Here is a 23,525-nt window from a genome sequence, read left to right as displayed (position 1 = left end):
CGGATATCAGCAACGCGCTATAGAACATGAAGCAGCAGGTGCCGATGACCGCGCACCGCACGCATCCCAGGTTCCAACGCCGGCGTCAGCCTTCAGTGCCGCGGTTCAGCTTCATCCCTTCGTACAGCCATCTGCATCACTCGGGCCTGCCATTACCGAGTCGCCGCCCCACGGGCGCGCCGGTCTGGTTTCTCAAAATGGAGACCCTCCGATGTACCTACTCATGGCTGTCGTTTTTTTCATCGGCTATCTATGCATAGCCTTGGAACACCCGCTGAAGATCGACAAAGCAGCCCTCGCCATCCTCACCGCGGTGGTCTGCTGGACCTTGCTGGTGCTCGGCGCCGATTCGATCCTGCCGCTCGCGCAGGGCGGTGAGCACGTAGCGGCGAGCGCCTCGGAGACGGTGATCGAATCGCTCCGCCACCATCTGGGTGAAGTGTCGGAGATCCTGTTCTTCCTGCTTGGCGCGATGACCATCGTCGAGCTGATCGACTCGCACGAAGGCTTCAAGGTGATCACCGACCGCATCCAGACTCGCAAGCGCGTCCACCTGCTATGGATCATTGGCGTCCTGACGTTCTTCCTCTCCGCTGCGCTGGATAACCTCACCACCACCATCGTGATGGTCTCGCTTCTGCGCAAACTGATTCGCGGCCGTCCAGAGCGCTGGTTGTTTGTCGGCGTCGTGGTGATCGCCGCCAACGCCGGCGGCGCCTGGTCGCCAATCGGCGACGTCACTACCACCATGCTGTGGATTGGCAATCAGATCACCGCCTCGGGCGTGATTGTCGGCCTTTTCCTGCCCAGCCTGGTCTGCCTGCTGGTGCCTTTGCTGATCCTGAGCTTCCGCATGCGCGGCGAAGTGCCCCGACCCGCCGCACGCGCCCACCTGGCCGAGACGAACCCACCTGAGACCACACCCTTCGAGCGCAACCTGGTGCTGGCACTCGGCCTCGCGGCCCTGGTTTTCGTGCCCGTGTTCAAGACCGCCACGCACTTGCCACCGTACATGGGCATCCTTTTTGGCCTCGGCGTCCTGTGGGTCACCACCGAATTCCTCCACCGCGACAAGGAGCACGAGCACAAGCACCCGCTATCGGTCGTCGGCGTCCTGCGCAAGGTCGATACACCCAGCGTGCTGTTCTTCCTTGGCATTCTGCTGGCGGTCGCGGCACTGGCAACGGCCGGGCACCTTACCCAGGTGGCGATTGCCCTCCGTGAGTCGCTCGGGCATATCTACCCGATCAACTACACCATCGGCTTGCTCTCGGCCGTGGTAGACAACGTGCCGCTGGTAGCCGGTGCGATGAAGATGTATCCGCTGGTCAGTCCGGCTGCCCTCGCAGCGGCCGCACCAGACGAGACGAACTGGCTGTCGCAGTTCGTTGTCGATGGCAACTTCTGGGAGATGCTTGCCTATTGCGCCGGTACCGGCGGCAGCACGCTGATCATTGGCTCAGCCGCCGGCGTCGCGGCGATGGGCATGGAGAAGATCAGCTTCACCTGGTACGTCAGGCATGTCAGCCTGCTGGCCTTTCTTGGCTATAGCGCAGGCGCGGTGACCTATATCGGCATGCTCGCCTTGCGCTGAGCCCGCTCCGCCCGGGCGCGCCGATGCCCGGGCGGTCTCATACAGGAATCGAGATGACTGTCAGTAAGACCAAAAGCAGCTTCTATCGCCGCCTCTACGTGGCCTGGCTGATTGACAGCGGTACCGCCCGCAGCGTCCCTGAGCTGACAGAGGCGACGGGGATGCCACGGCGCACTGCGCAAGACACCCTCGCTGCACTCGCCGACCTGGATATCGATTGCCGTTTCGCCCAGGAGGCCGGTGAGCGACACAACGCCGGCCACTATCGCATTCTCGATTGGGGCGCTGTCGACCCGCGCTGGGTCGAGCGCAACCTGCCGATGATCAAGGACACGCTCGGCTACCCCTGAGACTACCGGATGGCGTCTCAGCCATCCGTAGCGTGGCCCGTTCCGATGCGCGCCGCTAAGCTGTCACCTCCGCTCCCGGATGGTCTGCTTACGATGCCTCAACGCCCTGCCCTGTTCCCGGTTCTGCTCGCCGGTGCAACCCTGCTGCTCGTCGTCCACGGGCTCGGCCGTTTCATCTATACGCCGCTGCTGCCCTGGCTCGTCGAAGATGGCGTGCTGACCGTCCAGCAGGGCGCGGACATCGCTAGTTGGAACTACCTGGGCTATCTCATCGGTGCCTTGCTCGCCCTGCGCTGGCACCGCGTCACGCAAATTCGCCGCAGCCTGCCCTGGGCGCTGGGCCTGCACGTGGTCAGTTCGCTGGCACAGACACAGGCAGAATCCGCGGAGCTGCTCTCGATGCTGCGCCTGCTTAATGGGATCAGTAATGGCCTGGTGTTCGTCCAGGCGCCCTCCCTGATTCTCGAGTGGCTGGCGCGTCATCGGAGGGTTTCGTCCAGCGGGCTGGTCTACCTCGGGGTCTGCATCGGTTTGATCTTGTCCAGCGTGATGGTGAGCTTGAGCAACGGCGTGCTCAGCGGTGCCGACCGCTGGTGGCCGGCGGCTCTGCTGTCCATTCCGCTGGCGTGGTGGGGCTGGCGACAACTGGCCAAACTCGACCTGCCGGACGAAGCACCCGCAACCGATAGCCCTGACCGGCCCAACGGTCGGTTGCTCGATCGCGCCAGCACGCCATTGTTCTTGTCCTATGCCGGGGCGGGAATGGGTTACATACTGCCAATGACCTTTCTGCCGATGGTGGCTCGCCTGCAGGTCGAGCCTGGCGATTTCCTCATCGACAGCAGCTGGCTGGTGGTCGCGTTTGCAACGCTGCCGTCGCCCTGGCTATGGAATCGCCTCGGTGCCCTGCTGGGCGACACCCTCGCGCTACGGCTGAGCTACGTAACGCAACTGGCGGGCGTGCTGGCGGCCCTCTTGATGCCGGGCGCGCCGGGCATCCTGCTCTGTGCCGTGCTGGTCGGCGGCACCTTCCTCGGCACGGTGCTGCTGACCCAGCGCCTCGCCCGCGCCCTGCACCCGCACCAAGGGCCGCGTTTATCCGCCGCGCTGATCGCCCTGTACAGCCTGACGCAATTGGCCGGCCCTTGGCTCACAGGCGTCTGGCTCGGGATGGGGGGCTCGCTACATTCGGCGTTCTGGCTCGGTGCCGGCGCCTTGTTGTGGGGCCTGGTGTGGATGCTGTTGGTGCCCCGCCACCGCTGAAAGCTGTGGGACAATGCCCGCCTCTCAGGACAGCACACCGATCATGCCCGCTCCGAAACCACCCGTACCGCCCACGCACGGCAGCCCCAGCCTGCACCCACGCAACCGGCACAGCGGTCGCTACGATTTCCCGAAGCTGATCGCGGGCTGTCCGGAACTGGCGTCGTTCGTCATCCTCAACCCTTACGGCAAGCAGAGCATCGACTTCGCCAACCCCGATGCGGTGCGGGTGTTCAACCGGGCGCTGCTCAGGCAGTTCTATGGCATCGCCTATTGGGACATCCCGCCCGGCTACCTCTGCCCGCCGATCCCAGGCCGCGCTGACTACCTGCACGGATTGGCCGACCTGCTCGCCGAGCAGCACGATGGCGGAATCCCGCGTGGGAATTCCATCCGAGTACTGGACATCGGCACCGGCGCTAACTGCATCTACCCGCTGATCGGCCTTCATGAATACGGCTGGCGTTTCGTGGGCTCGGATATCGACGCCACGGCGCTGGCATCGGCGCGGGCCATCCTCAAGGCGAACCGCCTGGAAAAGCGCATCGAGATTCGCCAGCAGCGCCAGCCCCGGCAGATATTTGCCGGGCTTATCGAGCCCGCGGACCGGTTCGACATCACGCTGTGCAATCCGCCGTTCCATGCCTCCGAGGCCGAAGCCAGCAGCGGCAGCCGCCGCAAGTGGCGTAATCTCGGCAAGCTGGACCCGAAACGCAAACTGCCCGCGCTGAACTTCGGCGGTCAGGCGGCTGAACTGTGGTGCGAGGGCGGCGAGGCCGCGTTTATCGGGCGGCTAGCCAATGAGAGTCGTGAGGTGGCTCAGCAGGTGTGCTGGTTCAGCACGCTGGTGTCGAAAGGCGGCAATGTCCGCCCGCTACAAGCGCGGCTGGCGACACTCGGAGCACAGGACGTGCGCATTCGCGAAATGGCACAGGGGCAGAAGCGCAGTCGCTTCGTCGCCTGGACCTTCCTGGACGACGACCGACGCGCACGATGGCGCGCCGAGCATTGGGGCGTGGCTAACCCGGGCTAGCCAAAGCGCCCTGGCGGGGTGTCAGACCGCGATATCCCAACGCTGGCGATCCTTGAGCGCCAAGGTCTGGATATAACGCGGCTCGCCGTTGATCTCCTCGAGCTCGGTCATGCCGGCCAGTTCCCCAACCACGCGATAGCGCTTGCCGACACGCTTGTCCTGCAGGGGGTAAAGCTGGGCGATCTGTTGGGCGAGTTCGGTAAGGGTGGACATCGTTGTGCTGCTCCAGGTGACTGCATGCCGCAGCTTTTTACAGGGCTCTGATGACGGTTCTGCGACAGCGTTGTTTCGTCTCGCTTGTTTGGAGCCAGGCGCAGCGAATTGATTCCCCGTGCCACGACAAACGATCACACCGCCGCCTCAGCAGATTCCCACGCCCAGTTGCAGCAGAGCCAATCCGCCCTGATGCCAACCCCACCAGGCAAAGGCGAGCATGAAGGCGGCCAGCGCTAGAGCGGCCGTCCACAACCAGTGCCGGCGCATCACGCCGCGCCCGCAGCGAGTACGCGGTCGACCGGCTGCTCGCGAATCGGCCAGTTGAGCGCGGCGGCCATCAGACTGAGGGCAATCGATATCTGCCAGACCAGGTCGTAACTGCCGGTTCGATCGTAGACCCAGCCGCCCAGCCAGCCGCCGAAGAACGAACCGATCTGATGAAACAGGAAGACGATACCGCCAAGCATCGACAGGTTTCGCACGCCAAACAGCGTAGCCACAGTGCCGTTGGTCAGCGGCACCGTCGATAGCCACAGCAACCCCATGGCGATGCCGAACGCATAAGCCGTCCAGATCGTCAGCGGAGCGAAAAAGAACGCCGCGATGACCACGCCACGCAGCAGATACAGCGCCGTCAATAGTTTGGGCTTCGAGTAGCAACCGCCCAACCAGCCGGCGGTGTAGGTCCCCACCACGTTGAACAGGCCGACCAGTGCAAGCACGGTGGTCCCGGCCATCGCCGGGAGGCCCTGATCGACAAGATAGGCCGGCAGGTGCACACCAATGAAAACTACTTGGAAGCCACAGACGAAAAAGCCCAGCGCCAACAGCCGAAACCCGGAGTGCCCAACCGCCTCGCGCAAGGCTTCGGTCAATGACTGCTGCGGCCCAGACACCGGCGCGGCCGGCCCGCTGCGCAGCATCAAGGCCAGCGGCACGATCAGTGCCACTAGCAGTCCGAGGGCCAACAACGCCGAGGACCACCCCAGCCAGCCGATCAACCCGAGCGTACCCGGCAACATCGCAAACTGCCCGAACGAGCCCGCCGCACTGGCTACCCCCATGGCCATGCTGCGTTTTTCAGCCGGCACAGCGCGCCCTACCGCACCGAGAATCACCGAGAACGAGGTACCGGACAGCCCGATACCGATGAGCAAACCGGCGCTCAGCGACAAGGATGCCGCCGAATCCGCGCCAGCCATCAGCGCCAGCCCAAGCGCATAAAGCACTCCACCGACGATCACCGTCCGCATGACGCCGAAACGGTCGGCCAGGGCGCCGGTCACTGGTTGCGCCAGCCCCCAGATCAAGTTCTGCAAGGCGATAGCGAACGCAAACACCTCACGCCCCCAACCAAACGCCTCGCTCATCGGCGGAAGGAACAACCCGAAGCCGTGCCGCGTGCCAAGGGATACCGCGAGGATCAGCGAACCACCGAGCAGGATCCACGTACTGTTGCGCCACATCGCCATCGCTGAAACACCCGGTAAAAAATGAAAGGGCTCCATCTTACCCGCATTGCGACTACCTGCCGCACCTGGTTTTAGCCCTGCGAAGCCCGGGGTCGCTCGGGTAAACTGCGCGCCGTCTGCCTCATCCGCCGCGAGCCCGAAATGCCCATTCGCCACTGCATCGTTCACCTCATCGAGAAAAAGCCGGACGGCACCCCTGCCGTGCTGCATGCCCGTGACTCGGAGCTGGGCCAGTCCCAGGCGATCGAGAACCTGCTGGCCGATCTCAACGAGAGCTACAACGCCAAGCAGGGGAAGGCCTGGGGCTATTTTCACGACGAATCCGGCGCCTATCCCTTCAGCGGCTGGCTGGGGCAATACATGGAAGGCAACCAGGATTTCACCGCCTTCAGTCGCCAGGCCGTCGAGCACCTTCAGAAGCTAATGGAAGAGTCGAATCTGTCGACAGGCGGTCACGTTCTTTTCGCCCATTATCAGCAGGGCATGACTGACTACCTCGCCATTGCCTTGCTCCACCACAGCAATGGCGTGACCGTTACCGACGCACTGGACGTGACCGAAGCCAAGCACTTGGACTTGGGGCAGCTGCATCTGGCGACGCGGATCAACCTGTCCGAATGGAAGAACAACTCGCAGTCTCGGCAGTACATTTCTTTCATCAAAGGCAAGAACGGCAAAAAGGTCTCGGAGTACTTCCGCGATTTCATCGGCTGTCAGGAAGGCGTCGACGGGCCCGGCGAGACACGCACCCTGCTCAAGGCTTTCAGCGATTACGTCGAAAGCGAGGACCTGCCCGAGGAAAAGGCCCGCGAGAAAACCAGCGCTCTGGTGGACTATGCCAGCAGCCAGGCCAAAATCGGCGAGCCGATGTCGCTCGAAGAGCTATCCGGCGTGATCGACGAGGATCACCCGCGCGCCTTCTATGAACACATCCGCAACAAGGACTATGGCCTGTCGCCGGAAATTCCGGCGGACAAACGCACCCTCAACCAATTCCAACGCTTTACTGGGCGCGCCGAAGGGCTATCGATCAGCTTCGAATCGCACCTGTTGGGCTCGAAAGTCGAATACGACGAGGCCCGTGACATGCTCATCATTCGCAACCTGCCGACCCAGCTGAAAGACCAATTGAAGCGTCGCAAAGGTTGAGCCGCTTCTGACCTCGCGGCCTTACTGCGACGTGGCGACGCAGCAACGAACCAGATGCGCAGCGGAATGAATCGCGGATTTCCCAGTCACATGCCAGCCAAACGGCCCGGCAACCCGCACACCCGCTCTGCTAAGGATCAACAATGGATTGGCTTCACCTGATTATCTTGTCCCTCGTGCAGGGCATCACCGAATTCCTCCCGATTTCCTCCTCCGCTCACCTCATCCTGCCGTCGCAGGTCCTCGGCTGGCCTGATCAGGGCCAGGCGTTCGACGTGGCCGTGCACGTCGGCACCCTGCTCGCCGTGCTGATCTGCTTCCGTCAGGAGGTCATCGCCACGAGCCGAGGCTGGTTGGCCCATGTCTTTCAGCGCCGGGAGAGCGCCGAGAGCCGGCTTGGCTGGGCGATCATCATCGGCACCCTACCGGCGGGCATCATTGGTTTGCTGATGGAGGATTACATCGAGCAGTACACCCGCTCGATGCTATTCATCGCTGCGACGACGATCCTTTTCGGCCTGCTGCTGTGGTACGCCGATGCCAAGGGCCGGCGGGTCGCGGAAATCGAACAGCTGACGTGGAAGAGCGCGCTGATCATCGGTTTCGCCCAAGCGCTGGCATTGATTCCCGGCACCTCCCGATCGGGCATTACCATGACCGCCGCCCTGCTGCTGGGCTTTACCCGTCAGACGGCGGCGCGCTTTTCGTTCCTGCTGTCGATCCCGCTAATCCTTGCCGCGGGCGGGCTGAAAGCCGTCGAGCTGGCACAGTCCGGCGAGGCCGCGCATTGGAACGACATCTTCATTGGTGCAGCCCTGTCCTTCGTCGCTGCCTTCCTCTGCATCAAGCTGTTCCTGAAGGCGCTGGACGCGCTGGGCATGCTGCCGTTCGTCATCTACCGGCTGCTGCTCGGCGTCACGCTGCTGTTCATCGCACTCTGAACAGCCACAGCCGCGACTGACGAAGTCGCGGCCGCCGCCATCAGCGCGCCTCGAGCTTGAATCCAAAGCGCGGGAAATGCACATGAACTAGCCCAGCACGCGGGTCTTCACGACGCAGGATCAATTCCTCAACACCGGCGAACACCAGTTCGCCTTCGACGGGGTCGGTGCCGTAATCGACGGCCGCAATACTGACCTGCTGGCCGACCGTAAAACCATTCGGGTCAGCAAAGGCCTCGTCCGGCAACGCCGCTGGCTCGGCTTCACGCGCCGCCTTCAACGCATCCTCGGCAGACAGTTCGCTCCCAGCGCCATGGCCGACACCGAGCACCCTGCCCAGCCACGCGGCCACCTCGGGGTAGCCATCGACGAGTGGGGCTGTCACGGGCGTGGCCTTGAGGAACCACAAGCAGTGGGCGACCGACAGGTCGGCTATGCAGAGTGCACTCCCCAACAGGAACTCACCGCGGGATCGCGCCAGCTGCTGCTGCAAACGCGCCATGAGTACCGGCCAATGGTTCTTCGCCTGCTCCAGCGGCACGCGGCTGACCGAACCGCTGCTGAATAGCGCAGCACGATCCTTGCTGAAGGCCTCGACGAACGCTTTCGGTACTTGCGCAAAACGCAGCGCCATGGATTCGGGCTGGAATACCAGGCTCACCGCATGCAGGAACAGCACCGAGTCGGCCCATTGCGCAAGTGTCGCGGCAGCGAATTCCAGGCCCTCCGGGAACAGGGCAGGCGTGGCCTTCTCCGCTTCCAGCCGGCGAGCCATCAGCGCCGTGTCGCAATACACGTCCGCACCGATCTGCAGGACCGGCGTGCGCCGGTAGCCTCCGGTAAGCGCCGTAAGGTCGGGCTTGGGCATCACTGGCGGAATCTGCACCGAGCGCCAAGAGAGCTGCTTGAAGCCCAGCATCAGGCGCGCCTTTTCGGCGAAGGGCGAGGTGGGATAGTGGTGCAGGATCAGGTCGTGCATATCAGGCTCCGCCAGTCGTTCAGGTAGACCGGCAGCTTACTCGCCGACACGCGACCGGCCTACCCGCTCAGCTGATTGGCCCGGTATTCACCACAGCGCAGCTCGCCGCGGCGACCAGCGCCTCCTTGGCCTTTTTCGATAGCCGCTTGACTTGGCGTTCGCGACGCAGCGCGTCGCCCTTGCTTGGACATGTCTCGACATACACCAGCGCCACCGCCGGGCTGGTGTGGAAGAAGCGCGCGCCGCGGCCACCTTGATGCGCCGCGAAACGGCGCTGCGCGTCATCACTGATGCCGCAATAGAGCGCGTTATTGGCGGCGCGTACCAGGTAGACATACCAGGGTTTCGAAGGCGTCTCGCTCATGTGAGTCCTTGCGTCGAAGATGCAGCCAGCGCAGAGGTTTCAACGGCAAGCCGGCGCGGATTGTCCGGGTCCGGCCGCCGGTCGGCAAGCCGTGCCAGGCGAGAGGCCAGACGCCACACCGCCGTTTCGCTTAGCAAAGTCCGTCGATCCTGTCGAGATATGGTGGCCGATCGCCTTTGCGTATACTGCGCCGATGTTTGCCCAAACCGCGTTCCGAAAGCGCTGCGCCTCCTGGCTGCTGGCGACCGGACTCCTCCTGATGCTCAGTAGCTGCGCTGAACCGCCCAGCGCGCTGGAGCGTATCAAGGAGGAAGGCGTGCTGCGCGTGATCACTCGCAATAGCCCGTCTACCTACTTCCAAGACCGCAACGGCGAGGCTGGCTTCGAATACGAGCTGGTCAAGCGCTTCGCCAGTCACCTGGGCGTCGAGCTTCAGATCGAAACCGCCGACAGTATCGAAGACATCTATACCCGTCTGAACCGCCCGGGCGGTCCGGCGCTCGCGGCGGCAGGCCTGGTGGCCAGCGAGGGGCGCAAAGAGTCGGTCCGTTTCACTCAGCCCTACCTCGACGTCACTACTCAGGTCGTCTACCGCAAGGGCCAGCGCCGGCCGACGCAGCCGGAAGATCTGGTCGGCAAGCGCATCCTCGTACTCAAGGGCAGCAGCCAGGCGGAAAAGCTCAAGGCGCTACAGGCCGAACTCCCGGATTTGCGCTACGAAGAATCAGATGCGGTAGAAGTCGTGGACCTGCTGCGCATGGTCGACGAAGGCCAGGTCGACCTGACGCTGGTCGAGTCCAACGAGCTGGCGCTCAACCAGGTCTATTTCACCAATGCCCGTGCCGCGTTCGACCTGGGTGAGCAGAACAGCCTGGCCTGGATCGTCGGCAAGGGCGAAGACGACAGCGTGCTCCAGGCGGCCAACCAGTTTCTCGACCTGGCGCGTGAGAACGGCACCCTGCAACGCCTGCGCGAGCGCTACTACGGCCACGTCGACGTGCTCGGTTATGTCGGCGCCTATGCCTTCGCTCAGCATCTGCAGCATCGCCTGCCACGCTACGAAAAAGTCTTCCGCGAAACCGCCAAGAAACACGGCCTGGACTGGCGCCTGCTCGCCGCGATCGGTTATCAAGAGTCCCACTGGCAGCCCGAAGCCACTTCGAAAACCGGCGTACGCGGGCTGATGATGCTGACGCTCAACACCGCCAAGGCGATGGGCGTGACCAACCGGCTGGACCCGGTGCAAAGCATTCAGGGCGGTGGTAAGTACATCGCCAAAGTGCACGCCAATCTCCCCGAGAGCATCCAGGAACCGGACCGCACCTGGTTCGCCCTGGCCGCCTACAATGTCGGCGGCGGCCACCTGGAAGATGCCCGCAAGCTGGCCGAGGCCGAGGGGCTCGATCCGAACAAATGGCTTGATGTGAAGCAAATGCTCCCGCGGCTGTCGCAAAAGCAGTGGTACACCAAGACCCGCTACGGTTACGCGCGGGGCGGCGAGCCGGTGCACTTTGTCGCCAACATCCGCCGCTACTACGACATCCTTACCTGGGTGACGCAGCCGCAGATGGAAGGCCAGCAGCTGGTGCACAGCGAGATCCACATCCCCGGCATCAACTCGACCGACCTCGGCGAAGTTCTCCCTCCGCTCTGACCACCACGGTCATGACCGACCGATCGGCGCGAAGCTGCCACCCGTGTGCCGGGCCAGCAATTCAGCAGTCAGTTCTACTTCCAGCCCTCGCCTACCCGCGCTGACATAGATGCTCGGCTGCCCCTGCGCCGAGCTGTCAATAAAGGTGCGCAAACGCTTCTTCTGGCCCAGCGGGCTGATCCCGCCGACCAGATAGCCCGTGGCGCGTTGCGCCGCCATCGGATCGGCCATGTCCACCTTCTTCACCCCTGCCGCCTGCGCCAGGGCCTTGAGGTCCAGCGTACCGGCGACGGGCACCACCGCCACCAGCAACTCATTCTTCTCGGTGCAGGCCAGCAGCGTCTTGTATACCCGCGCCGGTTCGAGGCCGAGCTTTTCAGCGGCCTCGAGCCCGTACGAGGCGGACTTGGGATCATGTTCGTAGCTGTGTATGCGATGGTCGGCCTTGGCCTTTTTCAGCAGATCGATGGCAGGAGTCATGGCAGGTGTGGTGGTAGGGACGAGAGCGCTACCTTAGCCAAAACCGGAGGGCGCGCACAGCGGTGCAGCGCCTCCGGCATCGCCCACGTTCCTCAGGCTACCTGCTTGCGGTGGGCGGCACGCAGGTGGCGGGCGGCGGCGACCATATTGATCAGCGCCGCCTCGGTTTCCGGCCAGGCGCGTGTCTTCAAGCCGCAGTCAGGATTGACCCACAGGCGCTCGGCAGGAATCCGCTCGCTCGCCTTCTCCAACAACTGGACCATTTCGGCGGTATCCGGGACCCGTGGCGAGTGGATGTCGTACACGCCCGGGCCGATGTCGTTGGGATAATCGAAAGCGCGGAAGGCTTCCAGCAGCTCCATATGCGATCGCGACGTCTCGATCGTGATGACATCGGCATCCATCGCCGCGATCGCCTCGATCACATCGTTGAACTCGCTGTAGCACATGTGCGTATGGATCTGGGTTTCGTCGCGTACGCCACTGGCGCACAGGCGGAACGCTTCCACGGCCCAGTCGAGGTAGGTGCCCCACTGCGCGCGGCGCAGCGGCAGGCCTTCACGGAATGCCGCCTCGTCGATCTGGATGATGCCGATGCCGGCAGCCTCCAGGTCGCACACCTCGTCGCGAATCGCCAAGGCCAGCTGCCGAGCCTGCTGCTCGCGGCTGATGTCTTCGCGGGTAAAGGACCACATCAGCATGGTCACCGGCCCGGTCAGCATGCCCTTCATGACCTTGCGGGTCTGCTGTTGCGCATAGCGGATCCACTCTACCGTCATCGGTGCTGGCCGGCTCAGGTCCCCGTAGATGACCGCGGGCTTCACGCAGCGCGAGCCATAACTCTGTACCCAGCCGTAACGGGTGAAGGCATAGCCATCCAGTTGCTCGGCAAAGTATTCGACCATGTCGTTGCGCTCGGCTTCGCCGTGCACGAGCACATCCAGCCCGAGCTGCTCCTGCACCGCGACCGCGTGGCGGATTTCGGCCTGCATGGCTTCGGTGTAATCGGCCAGCGCGAGCTTGCCCTGCCGGAACGCTTGCCGCGCCAGGCGGATCGCAGCGGTCTGCGGGAAGGAACCGATGGTAGTGGTCGGAAAGCTCGGCAGATTCAGCCGCGCGCGCTGTTGTTCGATGCGCGTTGCGAACGGCGATTGACGCTGGCTGTGCCGCGGCTTGATCGCTGCCAACCGCGCCTGCACGTCCGGTTTATGGATACGCGGCGACGCAGCTCGCCCGGCCTGGACGGCCCGGCTGGCCTGGACGGCCGCCTGCACCTGTGGATCGTCCGGCTGTTCGGCACCGCGTGCCAGCACCGCGACCTCTACGCATTTCTGCACGGCGAAGGCCAGCCAAGACTTGATCTCAGGATCGAGCTGATCTTCACGATTCAGATCGACAGGCGCATGCAGCAGGGAGCACGACGGCGCTATCCACAACCGGTCTCCCAGACGCTCAGCAGCCTGCCGGACTACCGCCAGCGCCTGCTCCAGGTCGCAACGCCAGACGTTACGCCCGTTGACCAAGCCGAGCGACAACACCTTGTAAGCCGGCAGCCGGTCAAGAATGGTCGGGAACTGTTCAGGTGCCCGCACCAGATCAATATGCAGGCCATCGACCGGCAGGCCAGCGGCCAGCCCGAGGTTGTCCTCCAAGCCGCCAAAATAGGTGGCGACCAGCTTCTTGAGCGGGGCGCGCTGCAGCAGGTTGTAAGCCCGCTCGTAGGCGTTCTTCCAGTCCTGAGGCAGATCGAGCACCAGGATCGGCTCGTCGATCTGCACCCACTCGACACCCTGCGCGGCCAGCCGGTCCAGAATCTCGCCGTATAACGGTAACAGTCGGTCCAGCAGGTCCAGCTTGTCGAACGTTGCGCCCTTGGTCTTGCCGAGCCAGAGGTAAGTGAGCGGCCCGATCAGTACCGGTTTGACGCGGTGGCCGAGCGCCTTCGCCTCGTCCACTTCGTCGAACAATTGCGTCCAGGACAGCTCGAAGGCCTGGTCGACGCTAAATTCAGGGACCAAATAGTGGTAGTTGGTATCGAACCACTTGGTCATTTCCTGGGCCTGAACCCCACCACAACACCCCTGCGTCGCCCCGCGTGCCATGGCGAACAACGTGTCGAGCGCTACTTGCCCGTTGGGATTGCGAAAGCGCTCCGGCACGACGCCGAACATCAAAGAATGGGTCAGGACCTGGTCATACCAAGCGAAATCACCGACCGGCAGCAAATCGATTCCTGCCTCGGCCTGCAGCTGCCAGTGAGCCGCACGCAGGCGGCGCCCAGCGTCGCGCAGGCCCGCCTCATCGAGATCGCCCTTCCAATAGCCCTCGAGTGCTTTTTTCAGTTCGCGGTCCGCACCGATGCGGGGAAAGCCCAGGGAATGCGCAACAGCCATCTCAGTTCTCCAATTCGTTTCATGAATGCGCCGATTGTCCCGGAGCGTTCTTGGTGAAACAAACTCAACTTACTAAGCTTGAACTTCAAAATCATTCATGTTGCGATTTTCCCCGCGGCTTGGACTCTAAGTCGATAACGCCGCAATCAGGCCAAGGACCATGAATCGCGACGAACAACCGCACGACTTGCGTTCCCTTCTCGACTGCCTGACGCAAGCCGGTGAACCCGGCCAGGACGTAACCTTGTCGACAATGCTCGAAGCTACGGGGCAGCGAAGTTTCGGGGCGCTGCTGCTGGTTCCAGGCTTGTTGGTGCTTTCCCCGCTGTCGGGCATTCCCGGCCTACCAACCTTCTTCGCGGCGATGGTCGCCCTGATTGCCTTCCAGCTGCTCATCGGCCGCGACCATTTCTGGCTGCCGCAGTGGCTGCTTCGTCGGAGTGCGCCCAGAAGCAAATACGATCGCGCGATGGGCTTTCTCAAACGGCCCGCGAAATGGGTAGACCGAATCATCCGCCATCGTCTGACCCTGCTGACGACCGGGCCTGCCGTGCGGCTCAATGCAGTGTTGTGCCTGTTGATCGCGGCCACCATGCCACCGCTTGAGCTAATTCCCTTCGGCAACTCCCTCGCGGGTGGGGCGCTGAGCCTGCTGGGGCTCGGCATGATGGCGAAGGACGGCGCGCTGGTCCTTCTTTCCATCGCCATGCTCGGCGGCTTGGCCTTTCTGGCCACCCGCCTCTGGATGTGAGGCGCGGGCTCGACGCCATCGCGTGGCTAGGCGAAACTGTGCCGAACCTGAACTCGGCTCATGCGCCCCATAGCCTGTAGCGCGCCAACCGGCTTCTATGCTTTGAAACCACGGGATGCCCAGCATGTTGGAGCTACGCCACCTGAAAACCCTTCATGCGCTGCGCGAGACTGATAGCCTGGTCGAGGCCGCGGAACGCCTGCACCTGACGCAATCGGCGCTGTCGCACCAGTTCAAGGAACTGGAAGAGCGCCTCGGGCTGCAGCTCTTCGTGCGCAAGACCCGCCCCGTGCGCTTTACCAGTGCGGGCTTGCGCCTCCTGCAACTGGCCGACGCCCTGCTGCCGCAGCTACGCAGTGCCGAGCGCGATCTAGCCCGGTTGGCGGGCGGCACGGCGGGGCGGCTGCACATGGCGATCGAATGCCACAGCTGCTTTCAGTGGTTGATGCCAACCATCGACCAGTTCCGCGACGCCTGGCCCGAAGTCGAACTGGACCTGGCCTCGGGCTTTTCCTTTGCCCCTCTGCCTGCGTTGGCCCGGGGCGATCTCGATCTGGTCGTCACCTCGGACCCCGTCGAACTCCCGGGGATCGCTTACGTGCCGCTGTTCACGTACGAAGCCTTGCTTGCGGTTGCCAACCAACACCCACTGGCGACACGGCCCTTCGTGCGCGCCGAAGACCTGGCGAGCGAGACGCTCATTACCTACCCCGTCGAACGCGACCGGCTGGACATCTTTACCCGCTTCCTCGAACCGGAGGACATCGAACCGGCGCAGGTACGCACGTCCGAACTGACGGTCATGATGATGCAGCTGGTGGCCTCAGGCCGCGGCGTTTGCAGCCTGCCGAACTGGGCACTGCACGAGTACAGCGCCCGCGGCTACGTGACCGCCAAGCGGCTCGGGGAAAAGGGCCTGTTCGCCACGCTCCATGCCGGCATTCGGGCCGACATGCTCGATTCCCCTTTCATGCGCGACTTCCTGCTGACCGCCAAGGACACGTCCTTCGCCACGCTCGAAGGTGTAAGTGCCGCCTCGAAGCCTCGCTAGCCGTCCGCTTGCCGATACGGCAGCGCGTCACGGGCCGCTTCGGCGTAGCGCAACACGCCGGCCCGCTCCTGATCGAGAAAGTCCGCCACCGCTGCGCGCAGGCCCGGATGCACGAGGTAATGCCACGATCGCGTGATCACCGGCTCGAAACCGCGGATCAGCTTGTGCTCGCCTTGCGCACCCGCATCGAAACGGGACAGGCCTGCCGCGATCGCGTGGTCGATGCCCTGGTAGAAACAGGTTTCGAAATGCAGCCGGTCGAATTCCGCCAGGCACCCCCAGTAACGCCCATATAGCCCACCGGCATCGACCAAGCAGAACGCCATGGCCACCGGGCGGCCGCCCTGCCGTGCCAGCACCACCGAAATCGCCTCAGGCATGCGCTCGGCCAGTAGGCTAAAGAAAGCGCGCGTCAGGTACGGCGCCTGCCCGCGGACGTGGTAGGTGTTGGCGTAGCAGGCATAGACGAAATCCCACTCCGCCTCGCTGAGCTGACGGCCTTCGCGCCGCTCGAAATCGATCCCCTGCCCCGCCACCTGCTCGCGCTCCTTGCGCAGTTGCTTGCGCTTGCGCGATGTCAGCCCATCGAGAAAATCCTGGAAGTCGCGATAGCCACGGTTGTGCCAGTGGAACTGACAGCCGATGCGCTCCAGCCAGCCCTCTCGCCCGCGCATGACATCGTCGGCTTCGGGCTCGGTGAAGTTGATGTGCAGGCTCGACTGGCCCTGCCCGGCGAGCCCGGCGACGAGCCGGTCGATCAGCAGCCCCGCTGCCTCGGGATCACCCAGCAGCCGAGCACCGGTCACGGGCGAGAACGGCACGGCGCAGAGCAGCTTGGGGTAGTACTCGATGCCGGCACGATGGCAGGCGTCGGCCCACGCCCAGTCGAACACGTACTCGCCGCTGGAATGCGTTTTGCGATACAGCGGCATCGCCGCGATCAGGCCGCCCTGCTCGCTGTGCAGGAGGGCATGCCGCGCCTGCCAGCCACTGCGCCCACCCACGCTGCCACTGTCCTCCAGAACGCTAAGAAAGGCGTGGCGCAGGAACGGCTGCGGTTCAGGGCCAAGCAAAGCGTCCCAGTGATTGGGATCGAGGTCGGCAAGGCGGGAAAGCGTCTGGATAGGCATGTGCATCAGTCTGGCCCGTAAGCCAGGCGAAAAAAAGCCCCGTCGAAACGGGGCTTAGTGGAGCATCAGCGGAGAAGTGAAGCGTTAGAACACGTACTGCGCGCGGAACACAACGCCGTCGCCATCGTCGTCGCCGTTGGCGTTCTCGGCATTGTCTACCTTGGCTTTGACGTAGTAGCCGCTGAGTTTGACGTTCTCGTTGGCGTACCAGTTCACACCGAGGTTGTGGACCTTGCCTTCAACGTCGTTGGTCGCAACCAGGCCGACCGAGTCGTCTTCAGCTTCGATATGGTCGTAGCGATAGAACACTTCCCAAGCGCCGATCTGCTTGTTGGACGGCTTGAGCTGATCGAAGCGCCCCAGCTTGTAACCACGAGCTTCGCCAGTGAGGGTGTAGGCGACCTGAGCGTAGTAACCCTTGGCCTCGACATCCTCATAAGCAGCCGAGTCGGCGTCCATTTCGCGAGTGATGTACTCGCCCTGAACGGACAGCGGACCCATCGCCCAGGCCGCTTCCAGGCCAATAGCGGTATCGTCGCCGTACGAACCGGCCGGTGCGTTGTTTGCGCCACCCAGCAGCAGGCGGTTGCCGTTGGTGCCGGCATCGTTACCACCAGCAGTGCTCACGCCACGCATGCCAAGGCGGCTGCGGATGCGACCGTCAACGGCGGTGTCATCGAGGCTGCGCTGAGCGAAGTTCAAACCCAAGTGCAAAACGTTGCCAGATTCGTGCATCGGGGCGAATACGGCACGAGCGTTGAACTGCTTGACGCTGTCGCCGTCAACGTCGTTTTGGTCCTTGGCGTGCAGGCCCAGCGAGCCGTACAGGGAGTCGCCAGCAGTACCGTTGACCTGAATGCCCAGGCCGTTCTGATGGCCGTTGGCCCAGTCGATCAGATCGTAGGCAGCGTTACGTTCTTGGGCTGTCACCCACTTGGAGCTGGTGGCTTTTTCCAAGCCGAAGTCGGGATCGAAACGACCCATTTTGATGTTGACCGGGCTGAAGCCCGAGTACTGGATGGATGCTTCATCCCAGTAACCGTCTTCGCTGCTGCCGGCGTTGTGGGCGAAGTCATAGTTGAACTGGTATTTCCAATCTTCGAAGGCCACACCGCCGATTTCGAGGAACGCACGACGGAAGTATGCAGCGTCAGCGCTGTCGCCGTTTACGGTGTAGAAGCCATCGAATTGGCTGTAGTCAGCTTGCAGGCGGCCACCGATTTTGAAGCTGAACTGCTTATCCGTCGTGGCGACTTCCAGGCCACCCTTGGTCTTGACTACGATGTCGGCGCCGTCAGTGGTGACGGTACCGGCGAAAGCCTGGGCGGAAACGGCCAGAGCGAGGGCGCTGGCGGCGAAACCGGCGAAGTGCTTACGGATCATCGAAAATTCCCCTTTTGGTTTAGCGTTGGAAAACACACAGCTCATGGCTCTTTGTGTTGCCGGCATCTTCGCCAGGGCATGTGTCAGCCAAGTGGCTGTTAGATAAAGCTTTCATGACAGGGGGAACTAAAAAATCCGTGCTTTATCGCCAGCCAATCTGACCATCCACGCTTACCGCAAACCACTGCGCACAAAAAAGGGCGGACCGAAGCCCACCCTTTTCTGATCGCTTGAGCGTTGCAATCAGCGCTTGCGCAGAATCACGCTGCCGATGGAATAACCCGCGCCGAACGAGCTGAGCACGCCCAGGCTGCCCGCTGGCAGGTCGTCCTGGTGCTTGTGAAAGGCAATCACCGAGCCGGCCGAGCTGGTGTTGGCATAGGTGTCGAGAATGACGGGCGCTTCTTCCGGGCTGGCGTCGCGGCCGAGCAGCTTGCGTACGATCAACAGGTTCATGTTCAGGTTCGCCTGGTGCAACCAGAAGCGCTTGACCTGCTCCACTTCAAGGCCGTTTGCCTGCAGGTGCTCGCCAATCAGCTCGGCTACCATCGGGCAGACTTCCTTGAACACCTTGCGACCTTCCTGGACGAACAGCTTGTCCGGATTGGTCATGTATTCCTCGGCGGTGCGGTTGAGGAAGCCGAAATTGTTGCGGATATTGTTGGAAAACTCGGTTGCCAGCTTGGTGCTGACCACGTCCCACTGATACGGCGAGGTGGCCAAATCGGCACGCTCGATGACCACCGCCGTGCAGGCGTCACCAAAAATGAAGTGGCTGTCGCGGTCACGGAAATTCATGTGCCCGGTGCAGATCTCCGGGTTGACCATCAGCACCGCCCTTGCCTGGCCGAGCTGGACCGAATTGGCTGCGTTCTGAATGCCAAAGGTGGCCGACGAGCAGGCAACGTTCATGTCGAAGCCGAAGCCTTTAATGCCCAGCGCCGCCTGCACTTCGATAGCGACCGCCGGATAAGCGCGCTGAAGGTTGGAGCAGGCGACAATCACGCCATCAATGTCGGCAGCCGTCTTGCCGGCGCGCTCGAGCGCCTGCTCGGCTGCCTTGACCGACATTTCGCACAGGATTGACCACTGATCGTTGCTGCGCTCGGGGATGCGCGGAACCATGCGGTCCGGATCGAGGATGCCGGCCTTGTCAGTGACGAAGCGGCTTTTGATTCCCGAGGCTTTTTCGATGAAAGCCGAGCTCGACTCGGGCATCGGTTGGACGTCGCCGGCTTCGATGGCGTCGGCGTGCTCGGTGTTGAAGCGGCGGGCGTAGGTATTGAAGGACTCAACCAGCTCGTCATTGGAAATGCTATGGGCAGGGGTATAAAGGCCGGTACCGCTGATGACGACGTTATGCACAGTCGTTCCTCTCGAAAATGGGCGGATCGTTATAGGGCGCGGGAACAGAGCGAAGCCAGCGTGCGCCATGGCCCGCCGTGCCTGTTTATGGCGGCTATTGTGCACGAAAAGCTAACAGAATCTGCAGCCCTGCGCTGAAAACCCAACACGCGCAACAGTATGCGATGGCGCGTCGCGAAGGCACGGCTCTGCTGCGTTTCCGGTATTCTTGGCCGCCCCGCAGCCCGCCAGGATTCCCCGATGAGAGAGCCACTCGCCGAACTGATCCGCCTGATCAGCTCCGGCTGCCTGGGCGATGCCGATATCGAGCGCATCGCCGACGAAGCCGCGCAAGCCTATGCCGACCCGGACGCCTTCCTGCAGGCCAACCCGGATATCAACTATGACGACGACTTCCCTATCCCGCTTGGCGAGTGGGTCGTAGTTGGCAGCCTACCGGACACCGTGCTGTTTCAGGCCGATGACTACCAGGCGTTGTTCGAGCAAATCGTCGGCTCCTTTGGCCCGGGCGTCGATTTCGTGCTCAAGCCCAAGCAGCTCGCCAAGACCGAGCCGCTCAAGGCGTTGAACCGCATCCAGACCCAGCTCGGCAGCCTTTATCCGGAGAAGGGCGGCTATGTGTTGGTCGATTTCAGCGAGCCGCTGGATGACGCGCTGCAGGCCGTGCTCGTCTACAGCTGCGATGTCGAACGGGTCATGGCGCTGGCGGTTGAGGTGGGCATCTACGCCGCACCGGCCCTCGACGCGCTCAAGGCGCAAGGCGAGGCCTGAACCTCAGCGGCGGCGCAGCGGTGCGAGCAGCGCGGACAGCCCGTTGTGGTCGATCTCATGCATCAGTGCCAGCAACTGGCCAAGCTCGCCGGGCGGGAAGCCGACCCGCGCGAACCAATTGAGGTAGTGCCCTGGCAGGTCGGCGATCGGCCGACCCTTGTACTTGCCGTAAGGCATCGTCTGGGTCACCAGGCGTTCGAGGGCTTCGGGCTTCATGTCAGCGGTCACAGTGAACGGGTCGGCGATACTGCCATAGCCCAGTGGTGTGCTGCAGGACATTCGCCCCGGCTATCGGTCGGATAGAAAAGCCGTCGCCCGAGCGGGCGTGCCGCTTCGGCACAATGGCGGCGTTTCGCCGTATTCGAACCGAGGACCATGACATGACGGATCAACCCACTACCCGCCCCGAGCTGGACGACGCCGCGCTCGCGTTTGCCGAGCAAGTATTCGAAAGCACCCGCAAGGGTGATGCCGCGCGGCTGGCCGATCTGCTGGGCCGGGGCTTGCCGGCGAACATCCGCAACCACAATGGCGATAGCCTGCTGATGCTGGCCAGCTACCACGGCCACCTGGACGCCACGCGCGTGCTGCTCGAGCACGGCGCCGATCCGCACCTAAGTAACGATAAGGGCCAGAGCCCGCTCGCAGGCGCTGCGTTCAAAGGCAACCTGGACATGGTGCGGTTGCTGCTGGACCACGGCGCCGACGTCGAGAGCCCGTCTCCGGATGGCAAGACAGCCTTGATGATGGCCGCCATGTTCAACCGTCGCGACATCGTTGAACTGCTTCTTGAGCGCGGCGCCGATCCGCGACGCACCGACGCCAATGGCGTGAGCGCACTAGCCGCAGCCCAAGCCATGGGCGCCCAGGACACACCCCGGCTGCTGGCCGATGCGCTGGCCGTCCAGGGTTGATGCACGAGCCCATGACCGCAGTAGCTTAGGGGCATTATTCAGCGCATGAATCGACACACGGACGCGCCGCATCGATAATCGCGCCTTTCGCGAACCCGGTCGCACCGTCGACCGCGCTGAAGGATCGACATGCGTACAACCATCCTGGCCTTGTTTCTACTGCTGACCAGCGCACCGGGGTTGGCCGACGATCGCCCGCTGCGGTTCTCGGTCAGCGACAGTTCCACCATGCCAATGGTGGAACTGTCCGAGGGGAAGGTCATCAACGGCATTCTCCACGACCTGCATCGGCGAATTGCAGCGCACGTCGGCCGCACGGCCGAGCAACTTGTGATGTCACGGTCGCGCATCCAGCCACTGCTGGCTGAAGGCCTGGTCGATGTCAGCTGCTACATGAACCCCGCCTGGCTCGACCAGTCGCACGCGAGCTATCGCTGGAGTGTGCCCTTCATGACCCAACACTCATTGCTCGTCGCCCTTGAGGACGTTCCCGCCACTGCCCTGGCGCAGCTGCAGGGCGAGCGCATCGGCACGGTACTCGGGTTCGACTACCCCGATGCGGAGGCCTTGTTTCGAGACGGCGTTTTGCAGCGCGACGACGCACGAACCGAAGCCCAGGTGCTAGCCAAGCTCGCCGCCGGGCGTGACCGCTACGCCTTGAGCACACGCAGCGCACTGGATTGGTACAACCGGAACCACCCTGACCAGCCGATCAAGGCTGTCGAGCAGCTGAGCGACTATGCCATCCATTGCATCGTGCGCGACGAGCCCGACGTGCCGGCCGAGGCGATACTCGCCGCGCTGCGACAGATGCAGCAGGCCGGCGAGTTCGATACTCTCCTCGCCCGCTACCACTAGCCGGCGTGCATATCGACGATCATCGGCCCGGTGAGAACTTCACGCCGCGCCCGCTGCCTATCGTGTTCGCCCCGATCGCACCCTCAGGCACCCCGTCCCCAGGACGCTGGCGTGCCACGTCACCACTCCGCTGAGGCATCCATGATCCGAGATGACACTGGCAGGCCGGTATTGTCGGCCCGCGCGATTTTGCTGATCGAACTGGCACTGGCCATGGGCGGGTTCGCCATCGGGACCGGCGAGTTCGCCATCATGGGCCTGATGCCGAACGTTGCGCAGGGGCTGGGCATCAGCGAGCCGCAGGTCGGCCATGTCATCAGCACTTACGCGTTGGGTGTCGTGGTCGGCGCGCCGCTGCTGGCGATCCTCGGCTCACGACTGTTCCGCCGTCACCTGCTGCTTCTGCTGATGGGCTTTTTCGCGCTGGGCAACTTCGCCAGCGCCATGGCGCCGGACTACCACACGCTGATGCTGTTCCGCTTCATCGCCGGGCTGCCGCATGGCGCCTATTTTGGCGTCGCCATGCTCGTGGCCGCTTCCATGGTGCCGGCCGACCAGCGCGCCAAGGCCGTTAGCCGCGTACTGGCTGGCCTGACCATCGCCATGCTGATCGGCAACCCCACCGCGACCTGGCTCGGCCAAAGCCTGAGCTGGCGCTGGGCATTCGCGCTGGTCGGCCTGATCGCCCTACTGACCGTTCTGCTGGTGGCCATCCTCCTACCGCTCGATCGCAGCGAACCGCGCAACAACCCCATGCGCGAGCTGCGCGATTTCAACCGCAAGCCCGTCTGGCTCGCGTTAGCCATCAGCTCGATCGGCTTTGCGGGGATGTTCTGCGTGTTCAGCTACCTGGCGCCGACCATGCTTGAGGTCACGGGCGTGGGCGAGAACTGGATCCCGGTAGGCCTAGCCGCGTTCGGCATGGGTGGAATCGTCGGCAACATTATTGGCGGCAGGCTGTTTGACAAGCTGGGGTTCAAAGCCGTCGCCTGGCTTTTGCTATGGAGCATTCTGGTCCTGCTGGTATTCCCTTTCGCCGCTAATTCACTGTGGACAATCCTTCCAGCCGCGTTTGCGGTTGGCACCATGGTGTCACTCGGCCCGCCCCTGCAGACCCATCTGATGGACGTGGCCGGGGAGGCCCAGACGCTTGGCGCCGCATCCAATCATTCAGCTTTCAATGTGGCCAACGCCCTTGGCCCCTGGCTCGGCGGCCTGGCAATCAGCGCCGGCCTGGGATGGACCTCGACCGGCTATATCGGCGCAGCGACCGGCGCGGTCGGGTTGCTGGTGTTCTGGTGGGCCTGGACGGCGCGTGAGCCGGCGGATGATGCGCCGAATGCCGTCGCTGCCTGCGACTGAGGGCGCAGCGACGGCCTGACAGCCCAAGTGTCGTACTTCGCCCCGGTGGCGT

At 63.3% G+C, this 23,525-nt stretch carries 23 protein-coding genes; 13 read left to right on the top strand and 10 right to left on the bottom strand.

What is annotated here, in order from left to right; genetic code table 11:
• The first annotated feature begins 211 nt into the window (after nucleotides 1-211).
• From nhaD to rlmF, 4 genes are all read left to right on the top strand, one after another.
• Nucleotides 212-1,594: a sodium:proton antiporter NhaD gene (gene nhaD / locus M1D78_RS05800; protein WP_437420147.1), complete on the top strand. Its 1,383-nt coding sequence runs from the start codon at nucleotides 212-214 to the stop codon at nucleotides 1,592-1,594.
• A 53-nt stretch (nucleotides 1,595-1,647) separates the two neighbouring features.
• Nucleotides 1,648-1,944 carry a winged helix-turn-helix domain-containing protein gene (locus tag M1D78_RS05795; protein WP_437420148.1) on the top strand — a complete coding sequence of 99 codons (297 nt, stop codon included), beginning with the start codon at nucleotides 1,648-1,650 and terminating at the stop codon, nucleotides 1,942-1,944.
• A 93-nt stretch (nucleotides 1,945-2,037) separates the two neighbouring features.
• A complete protein-coding gene (locus M1D78_RS05790; RefSeq protein WP_437420149.1) occupies nucleotides 2,038-3,207 on the top strand; it encodes a YbfB/YjiJ family MFS transporter in 1,170 nt (389 codons plus the stop codon).
• A gap of 43 nt (nucleotides 3,208-3,250) precedes the next feature.
• Nucleotides 3,251-4,240, top strand: coding sequence for a 23S rRNA (adenine(1618)-N(6))-methyltransferase RlmF (rlmF, locus tag M1D78_RS05785; protein WP_437420150.1), 990 nt, complete (start codon nucleotides 3,251-3,253; stop codon nucleotides 4,238-4,240).
• A gap of 21 nt (nucleotides 4,241-4,261) precedes the next feature.
• On the opposite strand, the gene M1D78_RS05780 is transcribed toward rlmF, so the two are convergent.
• Together M1D78_RS05780 and M1D78_RS05775 are read right to left on the bottom strand one after the other, a co-directional pair.
• On the bottom strand, nucleotides 4,262-4,453 hold the full coding sequence (locus M1D78_RS05780; RefSeq protein WP_045425197.1) for a hypothetical protein: 192 nt from the start codon (nucleotides 4,451-4,453) through the stop codon (nucleotides 4,262-4,264).
• Nucleotides 4,454-4,722: 269 nt separating this feature from the next.
• Nucleotides 4,723-5,922, bottom strand: a complete 1,200-nt coding sequence (locus tag M1D78_RS05775) for an MFS transporter (RefSeq protein WP_457933581.1) — start codon at nucleotides 5,920-5,922, stop codon at nucleotides 4,723-4,725.
• A 147-nt stretch (nucleotides 5,923-6,069) separates the two neighbouring features.
• On the opposite strand from M1D78_RS05775, the gene yejK reads away from it, so the two are divergent.
• Together yejK and M1D78_RS05765 are read left to right on the top strand one after the other, a co-directional pair.
• Entirely contained in the window at nucleotides 6,070-7,077 is a 1,008-nt protein-coding gene (gene yejK, locus M1D78_RS05770; protein ID WP_437420152.1) for a nucleoid-associated protein YejK, read from the top strand.
• 143 nt (nucleotides 7,078-7,220) lie between these two features.
• Nucleotides 7,221-8,018, top strand: coding sequence for an undecaprenyl-diphosphate phosphatase (locus M1D78_RS05765; RefSeq protein ID WP_437420153.1), 798 nt, complete (start codon nucleotides 7,221-7,223; stop codon nucleotides 8,016-8,018).
• Nucleotides 8,019-8,058: 40 nt separating this feature from the next.
• On the opposite strand, the gene M1D78_RS05760 is transcribed toward M1D78_RS05765, so the two are convergent.
• Both M1D78_RS05760 and M1D78_RS05755 read right to left on the bottom strand, forming a co-directional pair.
• Nucleotides 8,059-8,997 (bottom strand): glutathione S-transferase family protein, encoded by a 939-nt coding sequence (locus tag M1D78_RS05760; protein ID WP_437420154.1) that lies wholly within the window; start codon nucleotides 8,995-8,997, stop codon nucleotides 8,059-8,061.
• Nucleotides 8,998-9,064: 67 nt separating this feature from the next.
• Nucleotides 9,065-9,361, bottom strand: a complete 297-nt coding sequence (locus M1D78_RS05755; RefSeq protein ID WP_437420155.1) for a GIY-YIG nuclease family protein — start codon at nucleotides 9,359-9,361, stop codon at nucleotides 9,065-9,067.
• Nucleotides 9,362-9,554: 193 nt separating this feature from the next.
• Here M1D78_RS05755 and mltF point away from each other — a divergent pair, with 193 nt between their 5' ends.
• Nucleotides 9,555-11,015 (top strand): membrane-bound lytic murein transglycosylase MltF, encoded by a 1,461-nt coding sequence (gene mltF, locus M1D78_RS05750; RefSeq protein ID WP_437420156.1) that lies wholly within the window; start codon nucleotides 9,555-9,557, stop codon nucleotides 11,013-11,015.
• Between the two features lie 9 nt (nucleotides 11,016-11,024).
• On the opposite strand, the gene ybaK is transcribed toward mltF, so the two are convergent.
• Nucleotides 11,025-11,495 (bottom strand): Cys-tRNA(Pro) deacylase, encoded by a 471-nt coding sequence (gene ybaK / locus M1D78_RS05745; RefSeq protein WP_437420157.1) that lies wholly within the window; start codon nucleotides 11,493-11,495, stop codon nucleotides 11,025-11,027.
• Between the two features lie 92 nt (nucleotides 11,496-11,587).
• Nucleotides 11,588-13,888, bottom strand: a complete 2,301-nt coding sequence (gene metE, locus M1D78_RS05740; protein WP_437420158.1) for a 5-methyltetrahydropteroyltriglutamate--homocysteine S-methyltransferase — start codon at nucleotides 13,886-13,888, stop codon at nucleotides 11,588-11,590.
• A gap of 160 nt (nucleotides 13,889-14,048) precedes the next feature.
• On the opposite strand from metE, the gene M1D78_RS05735 reads away from it, so the two are divergent.
• Entirely contained in the window at nucleotides 14,049-14,639 is a 591-nt protein-coding gene (locus M1D78_RS05735; RefSeq protein ID WP_437420159.1) for an exopolysaccharide biosynthesis protein, read from the top strand.
• Nucleotides 14,640-14,763: 124 nt separating this feature from the next.
• Nucleotides 14,764-15,690, top strand: coding sequence for a transcriptional regulator MetR (gene metR, locus M1D78_RS05730; RefSeq protein ID WP_437420160.1), 927 nt, complete (start codon nucleotides 14,764-14,766; stop codon nucleotides 15,688-15,690).
• Here the strand turns inward: metR and M1D78_RS05725 are convergent.
• The 3 genes from M1D78_RS05725 to M1D78_RS05715 form a co-directional block, all read right to left on the bottom strand.
• Nucleotides 15,687-16,820: a GNAT family N-acetyltransferase gene (locus M1D78_RS05725; RefSeq protein WP_437420161.1), complete on the bottom strand. Its 1,134-nt coding sequence runs from the start codon at nucleotides 16,818-16,820 to the stop codon at nucleotides 15,687-15,689. The two genes, metR and M1D78_RS05725, sit on opposite strands and share 4 nt — an antisense overlap.
• An 84-nt stretch (nucleotides 16,821-16,904) precedes the next feature.
• Nucleotides 16,905-18,203 (bottom strand): OprO/OprP family phosphate-selective porin, encoded by a 1,299-nt coding sequence (locus M1D78_RS05720; RefSeq protein ID WP_437420162.1) that lies wholly within the window; start codon nucleotides 18,201-18,203, stop codon nucleotides 16,905-16,907.
• 243 nt (nucleotides 18,204-18,446) lie between these two features.
• Nucleotides 18,447-19,568 carry a beta-ketoacyl-ACP synthase III gene (locus M1D78_RS05715; RefSeq protein WP_437420163.1) on the bottom strand — a complete coding sequence of 374 codons (1,122 nt, stop codon included), beginning with the start codon at nucleotides 19,566-19,568 and terminating at the stop codon, nucleotides 18,447-18,449.
• 240 nt (nucleotides 19,569-19,808) lie between these two features.
• On the opposite strand from M1D78_RS05715, the gene M1D78_RS05710 reads away from it, so the two are divergent.
• Nucleotides 19,809-20,339, top strand: a complete 531-nt coding sequence (locus tag M1D78_RS05710; RefSeq protein WP_437420164.1) for a hypothetical protein — start codon at nucleotides 19,809-19,811, stop codon at nucleotides 20,337-20,339.
• Between the two features lie 3 nt (nucleotides 20,340-20,342).
• Here M1D78_RS05710 and M1D78_RS05705 read toward each other — a convergent pair whose 3' ends face one another.
• The gene (locus tag M1D78_RS05705) at nucleotides 20,343-20,555 is read right to left on the bottom strand and encodes a DUF3820 family protein (RefSeq protein ID WP_437420388.1); all 213 of its coding nucleotides are present in this window, start codon (nucleotides 20,553-20,555) and stop codon (nucleotides 20,343-20,345) included.
• 164 nt (nucleotides 20,556-20,719) lie between these two features.
• Between M1D78_RS05705 and M1D78_RS05700 the strand changes: the two genes are divergently transcribed.
• The 3 genes from M1D78_RS05700 (at nucleotide 20,720) to M1D78_RS05690 (ending at nucleotide 23,473) form a co-directional block, all read left to right on the top strand.
• Complete coding sequence (locus M1D78_RS05700) at nucleotides 20,720-21,253, top strand: ankyrin repeat domain-containing protein (RefSeq protein WP_437420165.1); 534 nt, start codon at nucleotides 20,720-20,722, stop codon at nucleotides 21,251-21,253.
• A 129-nt stretch (nucleotides 21,254-21,382) separates the two neighbouring features.
• Complete coding sequence (locus tag M1D78_RS05695; protein WP_437420166.1) at nucleotides 21,383-22,111, top strand: substrate-binding periplasmic protein; 729 nt, start codon at nucleotides 21,383-21,385, stop codon at nucleotides 22,109-22,111.
• 141 nt (nucleotides 22,112-22,252) lie between these two features.
• On the top strand, nucleotides 22,253-23,473 hold the full coding sequence (locus tag M1D78_RS05690; protein ID WP_437420167.1) for an MFS transporter: 1,221 nt from the start codon (nucleotides 22,253-22,255) through the stop codon (nucleotides 23,471-23,473).
• Nucleotides 23,474-23,525 lie beyond the last annotated feature (52 nt).

It is taken from the genome of Pseudomonas sp. SA195 (genome assembly GCF_054131565.1).
This window is presented reverse-complemented; position numbering and strand designations above follow the sequence as displayed.